The sequence below is a fragment of the Micromonospora sp. CA-248212 genome (assembly GCF_050948405.1).
GTDB lineage: Bacteria > Actinomycetota > Actinomycetes > Mycobacteriales > Micromonosporaceae > Micromonospora.
In genome coordinates this window covers 2354102-2366354 of record NZ_CP192023.1, presented here as the reverse complement: position 1 = coordinate 2366354, position 12253 = coordinate 2354102, and the positions used below count along the sequence as shown (strand labels likewise).

The following is a 12253-nucleotide window of genomic DNA, read 5'->3' as shown; positions in this document are numbered from 1 at the left end:
GCGCCCGACACGGGGACGCCGCGGGCGCCGGCCCCTTGTGGGAGACGGCGCCCGCGGCGTCGTGGGGTGTCGCGCGTTGGTCAGGCGGAGTAACCCCGGGTGGCGATCCAGTTCGCCAGGTCGATCGTGGTGATCCAGTAGGCCGGGTCGGCGGCGTTCGCCGAGTCGGCGATCCGCACCGTACGGCCGTTGTCCTTGTAGCCGACGACGGCGATGTAGTGCCCACCGCCGTAGGAGTGATAGCCGCCCTCGGTGTCGATGGCGTCGCCGACGACGTTCGCCACCACGCCCCGGCCATCGGTGATGGCCTTGACGACGTCGGCCTGAAGACGGTCCATCTGGGCCGGGCTGGGCGTGCCCGCGAACATGCGGGTGCGGTACGGGGAGCCCTTCACCTCGGCGTTGAGCACCCGGGTGGTGTCCTCGGCCGAGTTGGTGCCCATCTCGGTGGTGCCCAGCTCGGCGCCGAGCTCCTCCTGGGTGCGGTCGATGCCGCTGGCGCTGAGCGCGTTGCGGGTGGCCGCCGGGCCACAGTTGTAGTAGGTGTTCTGCGCCTCGTAGTCGTAGTCGAGCACCTTCGTCGCGGGCGGCTTCGGCGGCGTCGGCTTCCGGGTGACGTCCGGGTTGCTCGTGGCCTTCGCGGCGGGGGACGCGGCGCTGGTGGCCGGGGCGGCGGTGCTCGGCGCGACGCTCGCCGACGGAGCTGCGGACCGGAGTTCGCCACGGGAGGCGACGGTGTCACTGCGCATCTCGGCGACCGTGGTCGGGGTACGCGAGCCGGCCGGGGCGTCGTCGGCGCCGGCGACCAGGGCGCCGGCGGTGGTGGCGATCGCGAGGGCCGCGGCGGAGGCGGCGACGATTTGGTACGGGCGCTCGGTCGCGAGGCGACGGAGCTGGCGCTTCAGGGTGTGCTTCACGAGGTCCTCCACGGTTCACAGGGAGAGCGGCACACCGGGGCTCGACCGGCATCCGGGCAGGCGTCAGCGCGCGGGCGGTGGCCCGCGGATGATGAGCCGCTCAGGGGAACGCCCGGCGCGGCCGGGCGGGAAGTGCGGTGACCCGGGGGGTCAGCTCACCGTCACGAGGCGGATGAGCGGGGACACCGCGTCGCCGTGGAGGCGGCGGAACAACAAGGGGGTCGAGGGGTGCTGCACGAGGATGGAACTCCTTCCGTCACCGCCTACCGGGTTAGCTGACGGATTCGGGCGGGAAGATCGCCCTACCGCGGGCCGTGGCTCGCGGATTCACCCCGGACTTACTGTGGGTCCCCGGTTCGTTGATCACGATTGAGCGGGTCGGCGCGGCGTCGCCTCCTGCGATCGGTAACCGCACCGGACGGGACGACAGTACTGGCCGGTACGCACTCTGCCAAGCCGCGCCCACCTGCGTAAACATCGATTGGCCCAGCAATTTCTGCGCGTTCTGCCGCTGACGTGACTCGATGGGACAACGGGTTCCGCCGGCACCTGTGGGCGACAACCGGACAGGTGGCCGACAACGCGGCCACAATCGCGGGCGCAATGGCCGCCGATGATGCCCGCCGCCCGATTTCCGCTGCCGGTGACCCGCCTCACATAACGGATCGGGCTCAACCGGCCCGGGCCGGACGCCAGCGTGCCACGAGGGCCGTACGCGACGGCCGCGTCGCGGTGCGCCGGGAGAACGCCGGGCTCGGCCGCGACCGGACCGCCGCCACGTACGCCTCCTCGGCGAGGACGCGCGCCGACTCGGCGGCCACCTCGGCATCCCGCCAGGACGACCGCTCCCGCTCGGCGGCCGTCCGGTGCTCGGCCAGCCTCGCGTCACGGATCGCCCGGATGAGCAGCGTCTCCTGCTCGACCGGGTGCCGGCGGGGGTCCCAGCCGCGCCGGTGCCCGAACACGTCGCCGAGCTGAGCCATGGTCAACTCCCCCCGCCAGTGCGCCGCCATGGCGGCACGGTGCAGATAGCGCTCCCGGGCCGCGTACTCGGCGGGGGTGTGCGGGGTACGCGGTGTCGGCAACGCCCCGGCACCGGCGACCCGACGGGCGGCCGTGTCCGCCTCGTCGTACGCGGTCCAGGCCCGCTGCGCCTCGTCCTGAGCGACCAGCCAGTCAGCGCGCCGCCGTCGGGCGGTCCGCGCGGCCCGGGCGGCGGCCACGGCCACCTCCTCGGCGTACCGGCGCAGGTCGGCCATCTCGGCGACGGCCATCTCGCGGGCGGTGGGTGTCGGCGGCGTGGGGTCGGCCGCGGGCGAGTCCCGCTCCGGTCGGGCCACCAGGACGGCGAGGACCGTCAGCGCCAGCAGGAACAGGGCCGACCAGATGGCGGCGGCCTGGGGCACCTCGGTCAGGAACTGGTAGAAGACGACGGTTTCCATGATCGACACCTCGGCATGAGCACGTAAGCGATGGGATGCCGCACGGGCGGGTGCGGGCGGTGTGTCGTCAGGTGTGGTGACTGGCGTTCGGTCTGGCGGCGTCGCCGGTGATGGAGATCTCGGCGCGCCACACTCCGGCGCTCGCGGGACGGCGTGCCGCCCCGGTGACTGACCCCGCTAGGCCGGCGGGGCGCGGGGGGCCCGGCTGGCCGAGCCGGCGGCGCGGAGGGGCCGCTCCGAGCCCGTGCGCGCCGAGGTCACGCCCGCCAATGGGCGGGGTAACGCGTCCGAACCACCGTGCCGGGCGGGCTGCGGCTCGACCGACCGCGCGGAGGCGTCAGCGCCAAGCTCTGCGGCTCGTCCCTCGCCGACCCTGTCGGTGGCGGCCGAGCCGGTGGCGGCGCGGTCGGTGAGGACGGTGGAGAGGGCCGCGGTCGACGGTCCGAGCGGCTCCGCGAGGGCGAGCGACCCGATGATGGGCGGCGGGGCCGCGGCGGTCGATGCCGGTAGCAGCGCCGGGGCCGCGCCCAGGGCGAGCGACAGCACGGCGAGGCTGGTCAGCACCCGTGCCGCCCAGCGCGCCACCCACCACAGGGGACAGGTGAGCGCGACCGGGAGCACGTCCTCACGCTACCGTCGGGACCGCCCGGACGCATCGGCGACGGGCGTGTCGGCCAGCGCCGCGCCGACCCCGTCCGACCAGCGTGGACCAGGTGGCGTCAGCCGGCGCTGGTGGGTGCCACCGCGCCGGTCAAGATCGCGCTCGATCGTTGATGTAGTGGCCTCACTCGGCTGACGAGACCACTACAACCAGGATCGAGCGCGATCTTGCGCGTCTGGACGGGCGGGCACGGGCGGCACGCCGGCGTCACCGCTCCCGGCCGACGAGGTGGTGCGCTGATGGGGAACGAGCGGCGGGCGACCCGGGCGACGTGGCGCGAGCCGGCGCATCATCGGGGTCTCCACCCAGCGGTGCAGCAACCCGGCGAGGACCAGGTTCGCGAGCAGGAATCCGAGCACCACCGCCGGACCCCGCCAACCCCGGAAACCGGTCCCCCAGTCGCCGCTGAGCCGGAGCACGCTCGTCATCACCAGGACGTGCACCAGGTAGAAGGCGAACGAGACCTCGCCGAGCCAGACCAGCGGACGCGAGCGCCACGGCGAGCGCCGGCCGCGCACGTCGGCGTCGGCGGCCGCGGTGATCACCAACAGGTACGCGACGGCGAGCAGCGTGGTCCACAACTCGGCGCGGATCCACTGCGCGGCGGCCACCCAGGTGCCCACGAAGATCGCGGTGGCGGCGGTCAGGCCCGGCCCGCGCCACCGGCCCCGGAGCATCAGCTCGGCCGCCACCGCGCCCAACCAGAACTCCAGGGACCGCACCGGCGGGAAGATCTGGGTGAACCACCAGCGGCTTACCTCCGGCACCAGATGCTGGGCCGGCCAGAGCGCGAGGATCAGCAGCGGCAGCGCGACCACGAGCGCCCAGAGCACCGCGGGTCGCGCCCGGCGCAACAGGGGCAGCGCCAGCGGCAGACAGAGGTAGAAGAAGAACTCGCAGGACAGCGACCAGCTCACCGTGTTGACGCTGTAGAACCAGCCCAGCCGGGGGTCCCACGCCTGCAACAGCAGCAGGTTCTCCACGGCGACGGCCGGCAGGACGGGATCGGCGAACCACCCGGCGACCAGCAGCGCGGCGGCCCACAGCACCACGTGGTTCGGGTAGATCTTCGCGACCCGTCGACGCCAGAAGGTCAGCCGCGAGTCGCCCGGGCGGGCCGACCAGACCAACACGAAGCCGCTGAGAATGAAGAAGAACTGCACGCCGGACAGGCCGAGGGTGAAGAGGGCGTCGACGACGGCCTTGTACTCCGGCTCGGCGATGATCCGCATCGTCCCGGCGTGGAACCCGAAGACCAGCAGCGCGGCGATCCACCGCAGCCCGGTCAGCGACGGCAGCCGGGCGGGGGCGGCCGGCGCGGCCGGCGCGTCGGTGGTGCTCGTCATGCCGAGGCACCCTACCGGGTCACTCCCGGGTGAACCGGGCGGCCGTTGTTTACCTTCCGCTTCGCGGGTGTTCAGGGATTTCACCATCGGCGGCCACGTGTGGTTCCGGGGCTGGCCATCCACGTCGTCGAAGGTGGCGACGTGGTCAATGAGCCGACGCACGCGCCGCTGCTGAGCATCGTCGTGCCCGTCTACGGCGTCGAGGCTTACCTGTACCAGTGCCTCGAGTCGGTCCGGGCGGACATCCCGGCGGGCGAGTCGGAGGCGGTCGAGCTGATCGCCGTGGACGACGCCTCGCCGGACGGCTGCGGCGCGATGCTGCGGTCCTACGCCACCGGGCGCGACAACGTCCGCGTCGTACACCTGGAAGAGAACGTGGGTCTGGGCCTGGCCCGCAACGCGGGCCTCGACGTGGCCACCGGCCGGTACGTGTGGTTCGTCGACAGCGACGACTGGCTGCCACCGGGCACGATCGCGGCGGTGCTGGACCGGCTGCGTGAACACCAGCCTGACGTCCTCATGCTGGACCACCTGCGGGTGCACGAGGACGGTCGGCGGGAGGTCGACGCGAGCAGCCACCTGCTGCGCGGGGTGCCGGGCGTGGCCCGCCTGGCCGACCAGCCGCACCTGCTGCGGGTGCAGCACACGGCGTGGAACAAGGTGGTACGCCGGGCCTTTCTCGACGAGTTGGAGCTGCGCTTCTTCCCCGGCTGGTACGAGGACATCCCGTTCAGCCACCCGCTGCTGATCGGCGCGGAGAAGATCTCGGTGCTGGACCGGGTCTGCTACCTGTACCGGCAGGGCCGCCAGGGCGCCATCACCTCCACCCGCAGTGGCCGGCACTTCGACGCGTTCGGCCAGTACGAGCGGCTGATGGACTGGGTTGCCCGCCGGCACCCGGACGAGGGCCTGCGGGCCGAGCTGTTCGAGCTGATGATCAGCCACTACCTGGTGGTGGTCGGCAACGACGACCGGCTGCACCCACACCTGCGGCGCGCCTTCTTCCACCGGGTCGCCGAGCACTACCGCCGATACCTGCCCCCCGGCGGCTATCCGATGCCGCCGGGGGTCAGCGGGCTCAAGCACCGCCTGGTGGGGCGGGGTGACTGGTTGGCGTACTCGGCGCTGCGGCAGGCGCACCGGGTCACCGGACGGTGGCGACGGTCCGGCCCGACCGCCAGCGCCGACTCGTCGTCGACCGACGACCCCTCCCGAGCGGCGCGGTCGACGAGCAGGCCGGACGGCGGGCACGCCGCCGGCAGGCCGGGACGGTCGGACGCGTTGGCCGGTGGCCGCCTGCCGTGACCCGTTCGGCGGGTGCCGGGGTTTTTCAGGTCGTCCACCCGTTCGGGGGGACGACGACAGCACCACCGCACGTCGGTGCGGGCGTAAGGGAACAGAGGTCGGAATGACGGCGACAATCAAGATCGGACCGCACGCGGTCGGTGCCGGGGAGCGGCCCTTCGTGGTCGCCGAGATGTCCGGTAACCACAACGGCGACCTGGACCGGGCGCTGGCCATCGTGGACGCGGTCGCCGAGAGCGGCGCGCACGCGCTCAAGCTGCAGACGTACCGGCCGGACACGATCACGATCGACGTCGACACCCCGGCCTTCCGCATCTCCGGCGGACACGAGCTGTGGGGCGGGGAGAACCTGTACCGCCTCTACGAGCGGGCGCACACCCCGTACGAGTGGCACGCCCCGATCTTCGCGCGGGCCCGCGCGCGCGGGCTGACGGTCTTCTCGTCACCGTTCGACGCGACCGCCGTGGCGCTGTTGGAGTCGTTGGACGCCCCGGCGTACAAGATCGCGTCCTCGGAGCTGGTGGACCTGCCGCTGATCCGCTTGGTGGCCAGCACCGGCAAGCCGATGGTGATCTCGACCGGGATGGCGACGGTCGCCGAGATCGACGCCGCCGTACGGACCGCGCGCGACGGCGGCGCGGCGGGCATCGTCCTGCTGGCCTGCACCGCGTCCTACCCGGCACCCCCCGCCGACAGCAACCTGCGCCGCCTGCCGGTGCTGGCCGGCGCGTTCGACGTGCCGGTCGGGCTCTCCGACCACACGCCCGGTATCGGCGTGGCGGTCGCCTCGGTGGCGCTGGGCGCCTGCTTCATCGAGAAGCACGTGACCCTGGACCGGGCCGATGGCGGCGTGGACTCGGACTTCTCGCTGAACCCGGCGGAGTTGACCGCGCTCGTCGAGGAGTCGGGCCGCGCCTACGCGGCGCTGGGCGGCACCGCGATCGGCCCGACGCCGGCCGAGCGGGAAGGGCTACGGTTCCGCCGTTCGCTGTTCGTGGTCGAGGACGTCCGGGCCGGCGACCCGGTGACGGCACAGAACGTCCGGTCGATCCGCCCAGCCGGCGGCCTGGCCCCGATCGAGATCGACAGGGTGTTGGGCCGCACCTTCACCACCGACGTCCCGCGCGGCACCCCGCTGAGCTGGGACCTGATCTGACCGCTGTGCGGCCGGGTGCCCCGCCGCGCCGGTAGCGGCGCCGCGGGGTGCCCGGCTCTGCGGCTGGCAGTGCCCTGTGCGCCTCCTGTCGAGCTGCCCCGAAAATGGGGCGCGTGCCGTGGGTGCCATCCCGCCCCACCGATGGGGCAGCTCGACAGGAGGCGCCCGACAACAGCGGCACCCCGCCGTCAGTCGCGGCCGGTCAGCCCCGCGCCCTGCTCGGGGGCGAAGCCGACGGTGACCACCAGGTCGGCGACCCGCAGGGTGCTCCAGAGGATGGCGACGTTCACCGGAGTGCCCAGCCCGTGCCGACGCCACCAGGTCGCGATCGGCACGTCGACCAACTTGCAGCAGCACTCGGCCCGGGTCCACCGGGCCCAGAAGTCAGCGGTGCCGAAGTGGCGGGCCAGTGCCGGGGGCACCGGGGCGTTCGCGCGCTCCGCGTCGACGGCCACTCGCCAACCCGGCACCGGCGGGCCGTACCAGCCGACGCAGCGCCCGTCGTCGAGGTGACTGCGGGTCGTCGCCGAGGCCAGGTCGGCGGGCGTACCGATGCGTAGGTGCCGTTCGGCGGCGGCGAGCAGTCCCGGCACCGGGCGCAGGTCAGATGGAGGCGGCACCGTCCACCACGATGACCTGGCCGTTGATGTTGGTGTGCTCGCGCAGCAGCATCCGCACCACCGGTACGACCTCCTCCGGCTCGGTCAGGTGGCCGGTCGGGGTACGGCGCACGATCTGGTCGAGCTGGGTCGGGCCGAGCACGGCGGACATCTCCGAGGCGAAGAAGCCGGGCGCGACCGCGTTGACCAGCATCCGGCCGCCGAGTTCCCGGGCGAGCGAGCGGGTGGCGGCGTCCATGCCGCCCTTGGTGGCCGAGTACGCGACCAGGCCCGGGAAGCCACGCTGCGCGCAGATCGAGGTGATGTTGACGACGCGGCCCCGCAGCCCCTTGCCGAGCATCCGACGGATCACCAGCCGGGTCAGTTGCAGCGGCGCGGTCAGGTTGGTCTCGATGATCCGGGCGATGTCGTCGGTCGCGGTGTGCACGTGCAGGGAGTCCTGCCCGACGGCGGCGTTGTTGACGATGCCGTCGATCGGGCCGAGGCGCTGCTCCACCTCGCGGACGAAGCCCTGCGCGGCGCGCAGATCGGTGACGTCGACCGAACCGACGTGCACCCGGTCGGGGTGCTCGGCGGCGAGCTTCTCCAGCTCGGGGGTGACGGTACGGGCGAACGCGGCCACCCGTACGCCCGCGTCGAGCAGGTCGGTGACGATGGCCAGGCCCAGCCCCCGGGAACCGCCGGAGACGAGGACCACGGAGCTGGGGGGAACGAGCTTGGTGTCGGCGGGGTCAGACATCGCTCTTCAGGGTCTCCTTGACGGGAATCTCGGTCAGCACACGGATCCGGCGGGGCACGGCGTGCTCGGGCAGCCGGTCGGCGCACCAGCGGACCAGCGCGGCCTCGTCGGGCAGCGGGGCGTCCGCGTGCTCGGCGGGTGCGAGGACCACCTCGGCGACGACCATCCGACCGAGCACCGGGGCGCGGCGGCCGGTGACGCGGGCCCAGGCCACACCAGGATGCTGGGTCAGCACGCCACGGACCACACCGGCGGAGACCTTGCTCCCACCCACGTTGATCTCGTCGGTGTCCAAGCGACCTGTGATCAGCACCCGCCCGTCGACCACCTGCACCCGATCCCCGGTGCGGACCGGGCCGGAGAGCCCGACCCCGTGGTACGGGGAGGTGACGACCAGTTCGTCGTCGCGTACCGACAGGGTGGGTCGGCCCTCGGTTTCCCGGTCCAGCCACTCGGCGGGGAACCCGGCCCGCCCGTCGTGCACCACGATGGACGCGCCGACCTCCGAGGACGCGTAGATCCAGGAGATCCGCGCGGCGGGGAAGACCTCGCGCAGCTGGTCCAGGATCGCCTGGTCCACCGGCTCGCCGCCGAGGGTGATCTGACGCAGCGGCACCCGGGCCAGCGCGGCGGCGTCCCGGTAGAGGGTGCGCCGCCAGAAGGTGGGCGTGCCGGACGCGGCGTCGACCCCGTGCGCGGCGGCGACCGCCGGCCAGTCGTCCAGTTCGTCCGGCTCGATGACCACCAGGTGCTGACCGGGCTGGGTCAGCGACAGGGTCACGACCTGCCACCAGGCGTACGTGCCGGGGGCGTAGGGGCACAGCCAGGTCCGGTCCGGCTGGTCGGCCCGCACGGTGGTCAACGTGTCGAGGGTGTGCCCGACCCGCTTGGGACGGCCCGTCGACCCGGACGTCAGCAGCCACAGCCGGCCGGGTTCGGCGACGCGCGATCGGGCGGGCGCGCTGGGGTGCGCGCCGTCGTCGTCGAGGAGGGTCACGGTGAAGCCGGCGTCGTCCAGCTCCGCGCGCATCGTCGCGTCCACCCGACTCGCGGTGCTGAGCAGCAGCTCGGTGCCGTGCACGGCGTGCTGTCGCGCGGCGGCGAGCGCGTGCCGGGCGGAGTGCGCCAGCACCGCGGCGGGGTCGGGCAGCTCCGGCGTCGGCAACGTCCGCCAGGTCAGCGCGGCGCCGCCCACGACGAGCCGGTTGTCGACGCCGGCCGCTTCCCGACCCGCGGTGGCCGGGTGGGGGGTCGCGACGGTCACTGCTGCGAAAGCTCGACGAGGAAGTCGAGGACGTCGCCGACGGTGGCGATGCGGCGCAGGCCGGGAGCGTCGAAGTTCAGCTCCTCCCCCGTCTCGTCCTCCACGCGCAGGGCCAGCTCGGAGAAGTCCAGCGAGCGGAAACCGATGTCCCGCAGCTGCGCCGCGTCGTCGGCGGGCAGCTCCTTGTCCTGGTTCTTGAGCACCTGCGCCATGAGGTCGCGGATCTGCGCGCGACTCAATTCGTTCATGCGCCGGAGTCTACAACCCAGCGAATGGATAACTGCTTTCCCGGTAGGCCCGGGTAAGGTGCTCCGACCGGATGTGTTCAGACAGGAAAGCGGGAGCACGTGCTACGCGAAGCGACGGCGGACGACGTTCATCTGATGTTGTCCTGGCGTAATCAGGAAACCAACCGTCAGGTCAGCAAGACCAGCCACGAGATCACCGCCGAGGAGCACGCCCGGTGGTGGTCGGCGGTGCGCGACGACCCGACGCGGCGCGTCCTGACGTACGTCCACGACGACCGACCCTGCGGTGTCGTCACCTTCTTCGACCTGCGGCTGGACGCCCCGCGAACCGGGGCGTGGGGCTTCTACCTGGACGCCGACGGGCTGGCCGGGCGGGGCGAGACGCTGCCGGCCTGGCTGGGGGTGATGCGGGAGGCCGTGGAGTACGCCTTCGACGGGTTGCACCTGACTCGGCTCGACGGCGAGGTGCTGGCGCACAACACCGTCGTGCGGCAGATGAACCGACGTTTTCGATTCGTCGAGGGCACGCCACGGCAGGAACTGTCCGACGGGCGGGAAATCACCGTCATTCCGATTTCCCTGGCGCGTGAGGATCGTCGCCAACGGTGATTGCCGCCGGCATTTCCGCAATGGCGGTAAAGCGTTAGGCACCCGTACGCCCGGTGGACATCCACCGTTCACCGGAACGCGGTGACCACCGGGCGGTAATGGGCGTCGGAATCAGGCGCGCCGCCAGGCGGCCCAGTGCTGCCGTTCGTTGCCGCCGAGCCGGACGAAGTCGTACCTCGCGCCGTCCCAGTCGTCCGGCTGGCCGGGCGCCCAGCGGGCGAACACCACCTGCGCGGCGGCGGGCGGCTGTTCGCGGAACCACCGCACGTCGGTCCAGGTGACCTGGTGACTGAGGTTGAACCGCAGGATGTAGTGCACACCGGTGGAGGCCCAGACCCGCTCGCCGGGGCGTACGCCGACGTCGGCGACCCGGGGGGTCGGCGCGGTGCTCGCGGCCATCGGCCGCACCAGCCGTTGGTCGATCACCTGCATGGTGAGCAGGTTGACCACGACCAGGACGCCGAGCACGGGCAGCCGCAGCCGGGGCACCCGGACCGCGGCCACCAGCAGCACGCACGCGCCGATGCCGATCAGCGACCCGAGCACCGGACGCATCTCGCGCCAACCGTTGGTCAACGCCATCAGGTCCGGCGCGCCGAAGCCGCCGTAGCGCAGCGAGTGCCCTCGGCTGGCCACGTACGCGAGGCGACCGGCGACCAGCGCGCCGCCGGCGACCAGCAGGCCCACCGCGACCGCCGCCCGGCGCAGCGCCACCCGGCGCTCCTCGGTGAGCAGCACCCCGAGCCCGACCAGCAGCCAGAACGGGGCGAGCATCTGCACGTAGCGGCCGTAGATCGCGTCCAACGGCTTGCCGGTGATGCCGGCCAGGAGCACCGACGCGCCGCTGGCGACCCCGACGCTCACGACCAGCGCCACCCCCATCGTCCAGCGGGTGGCGTCACCGTGGCGCGGACGCCACAGCTCCTTGACGGCGGCGGCCCAGGCGATCCCGGCCAGTCCGAACGTGATCACCACGAGGTACCAGAGCTGGGTGGTGACGGCCGCCCCGACGCGGACCACCCCCTGGGCGGAGGCGACGGCGGCGACCGTGCCGCCCCCGGGGGTGCTGCCCAGCAGGTAGACCTTGTCCCCGAGGAAGCGGATGCCGGCCTCGTTGACCAGCGCCAGGGCCAGCACCGGCAGCAGCGCCGCGAGCACCGCGACGGGGGTGATCCGGCGGCGCACGAACAGCAGCAGGACCAGGCCGGCGTGCACGGCCACGATCACCAGACCGCGCGAGTGCAGCAGGTGGAACGACCCCACCAGCAGGCCCACGGTGGCCGCGGCGAGCGGCCCGGGGCGTTCGATCCAGCGGTGCACGGCGAGCAGCCAGGCGACCACGAGCGGCGCCATCACCGTGTCGATCATCGCGACGCCGGCGTAGAAGGCGGTGGCCGGCAGCGTGGCCGCCACCACCGCCGCGAGCAGCGCCGACGCGCGGGGCAGCCGGAGCACCCGGCGGCCCAGGAGGTACGCCAGCGGCAGCAGCGTCGAGTTGACCATCGCGTTGATCAGTTGGACGAGACGGTAACTGTCGGCGAAGTCGTGGTGGCCGAGGAACGCGGGCGAGATGAGCATGGGGTATCCGACCCGGCGCAGCAGGTCGTTCTCGCTGCTGAACCCGCCCGGACCGCCGGCGAGGGCGCGGGCGGTGTTCAGATAGCTGTCCTCGTCGGTGTGGGCGATGGGCAGCGCGATGTGCCGCGACAGCCACATGCGCCAGGCGACGCTCAGCACCCAACCGACGAACAGCAGCAGCGGCACCAGCCATCGGCGTGCGGGTGTCGCGGGCGGTGTCCCGGCCGGGACCGCCGGCCGTTCGATCACGTCGCTGCCGATTGCCATCAACGCCTCCTGAACCGTCGGCCGGACCGGCCGCTGGGCATGCCGGACAGGCTGGTGACGCTCGGGGATGATCCGCTCGCACCGAGGCGGTGCGGATGTCG

12 protein-coding genes and 1 riboswitch are annotated in these 12253 nt (G+C 72.8%); of the genes, 3 read left to right on the top strand and 9 right to left on the bottom strand.

The window, feature by feature from the left end:
- Positions 1 to 80: 80 nt before the first annotated feature.
- The 4 genes from ACQP03_RS11560 to ACQP03_RS11545 all read right to left on the bottom strand — a co-directional run bounded on the left by ACQP03_RS11560 (position 81) and on the right by ACQP03_RS11545 (position 4366).
- The gene (locus tag ACQP03_RS11560) at positions 81 to 929 is read right to left on the bottom strand and encodes a C39 family peptidase (RefSeq protein WP_433460866.1); all 849 of its coding nucleotides are present in this window, start codon (positions 927 to 929) and stop codon (positions 81 to 83) included.
- 233 nt (positions 930 to 1162) lie between these two features.
- Positions 1163 to 1303, bottom strand: a riboswitch (cyclic di-AMP (ydaO/yuaA leader).
- A 285-nt stretch (positions 1304 to 1588) separates the two neighbouring features.
- Entirely contained in the window at positions 1589 to 2359 is a 771-nt protein-coding gene (locus ACQP03_RS11555) for a hypothetical protein (RefSeq protein WP_357120094.1), read from the bottom strand.
- 177 nt (positions 2360 to 2536) lie between these two features.
- Positions 2537 to 2980 carry a hypothetical protein gene (locus ACQP03_RS11550; RefSeq protein WP_363661120.1) on the bottom strand — a complete coding sequence of 148 codons (444 nt, stop codon included), beginning with the start codon at positions 2978 to 2980 and terminating at the stop codon, positions 2537 to 2539.
- A 183-nt stretch (positions 2981 to 3163) separates the two neighbouring features.
- On the bottom strand, positions 3164 to 4366 hold the full coding sequence (locus ACQP03_RS11545) for an acyltransferase family protein (protein WP_357171549.1): 1203 nt from the start codon (positions 4364 to 4366) through the stop codon (positions 3164 to 3166).
- A gap of 141 nt (positions 4367 to 4507) precedes the next feature.
- Here ACQP03_RS11545 and ACQP03_RS11540 point away from each other — a divergent pair, with 141 nt between their 5' ends.
- Together ACQP03_RS11540 and pseI are read left to right on the top strand one after the other, a co-directional pair.
- On the top strand, positions 4508 to 5671 hold the full coding sequence (locus tag ACQP03_RS11540) for a glycosyltransferase family 2 protein (RefSeq protein WP_357120103.1): 1164 nt from the start codon (positions 4508 to 4510) through the stop codon (positions 5669 to 5671).
- Positions 5672 to 5774: 103 nt separating this feature from the next.
- The gene (gene pseI, locus ACQP03_RS11535; RefSeq protein WP_357120106.1) at positions 5775 to 6827 is read left to right on the top strand and encodes a pseudaminic acid synthase; all 1053 of its coding nucleotides are present in this window, start codon (positions 5775 to 5777) and stop codon (positions 6825 to 6827) included.
- Between the two features lie 188 nt (positions 6828 to 7015).
- Here the strand turns inward: pseI and ACQP03_RS11530 are convergent, their stop codons facing one another.
- Genes ACQP03_RS11530 through ACQP03_RS11515 form a run of 4 tightly spaced genes read right to left on the bottom strand, consistent with a single transcriptional unit; the run spans position 7016 to position 9698 of the window.
- Positions 7016 to 7447: a hypothetical protein gene (locus ACQP03_RS11530; RefSeq protein WP_357120109.1), complete on the bottom strand. Its 432-nt coding sequence runs from the start codon at positions 7445 to 7447 to the stop codon at positions 7016 to 7018.
- Positions 7431 to 8186 (bottom strand): SDR family NAD(P)-dependent oxidoreductase, encoded by a 756-nt coding sequence (locus ACQP03_RS11525; RefSeq protein ID WP_357120112.1) that lies wholly within the window; start codon positions 8184 to 8186, stop codon positions 7431 to 7433. Before ACQP03_RS11525 ends, ACQP03_RS11530 begins: the two co-directional genes overlap by 17 nt.
- Positions 8179 to 9450 (bottom strand): AMP-binding protein, encoded by a 1272-nt coding sequence (locus tag ACQP03_RS11520; protein WP_433460865.1) that lies wholly within the window; start codon positions 9448 to 9450, stop codon positions 8179 to 8181. The genes ACQP03_RS11525 and ACQP03_RS11520 overlap by 8 nt, the downstream gene beginning before the upstream one ends.
- Complete coding sequence (locus tag ACQP03_RS11515; protein ID WP_357120118.1) at positions 9447 to 9698, bottom strand: acyl carrier protein; 252 nt, start codon at positions 9696 to 9698, stop codon at positions 9447 to 9449. The genes ACQP03_RS11520 and ACQP03_RS11515 overlap by 4 nt, the downstream gene beginning before the upstream one ends.
- 135 nt (positions 9699 to 9833) lie before the next feature.
- Here ACQP03_RS11515 and ACQP03_RS11510 point away from each other — a divergent pair, with 135 nt between their 5' ends.
- Positions 9834 to 10307: a GNAT family N-acetyltransferase gene (locus ACQP03_RS11510; RefSeq protein ID WP_433119679.1), complete on the top strand. Its 474-nt coding sequence runs from the start codon at positions 9834 to 9836 to the stop codon at positions 10305 to 10307.
- A 111-nt stretch (positions 10308 to 10418) separates the two neighbouring features.
- Here the strand turns inward: ACQP03_RS11510 and ACQP03_RS11505 are convergent, their stop codons facing one another.
- Entirely contained in the window at positions 10419 to 12152 is a 1734-nt protein-coding gene (locus ACQP03_RS11505) for a hypothetical protein (protein WP_433460864.1), read from the bottom strand.
- Between the last annotated feature and the right edge of the window lie 101 nt (positions 12153 to 12253).

Coding starts and splice junctions, on each gene's coding strand:
- ACQP03_RS11555 (WP_357120094.1), bottom strand. CDS start 2,359: ATGGAAACCGTCGTCTTCTACCAGTTCCTGACCGAGGTGCCCCAGGCC.
- ACQP03_RS11545 (WP_357171549.1), bottom strand. CDS start 4,366: ATGACGAGCACCACCGACGCGCCGGCCGCGCCGGCCGCCCCCGCCCGG.
- pseI (WP_357120106.1), top strand. CDS start 5,775: ATGACGGCGACAATCAAGATCGGACCGCACGCGGTCGGTGCCGGGGAG.
- ACQP03_RS11525 (WP_357120112.1), bottom strand. CDS start 8,186: ATGTCTGACCCCGCCGACACCAAGCTCGTTCCCCCCAGCTCCGTGGTC.
- ACQP03_RS11515 (WP_357120118.1), bottom strand. CDS start 9,698: ATGAACGAATTGAGTCGCGCGCAGATCCGCGACCTCATGGCGCAGGTG.
- ACQP03_RS11510 (WP_433119679.1), top strand. CDS start 9,834: ATGTTGTCCTGGCGTAATCAGGAAACCAACCGTCAGGTCAGCAAGACC.
- ACQP03_RS11505 (WP_433460864.1), bottom strand. CDS start 12,152: ATGGCAATCGGCAGCGACGTGATCGAACGGCCGGCGGTCCCGGCCGGG.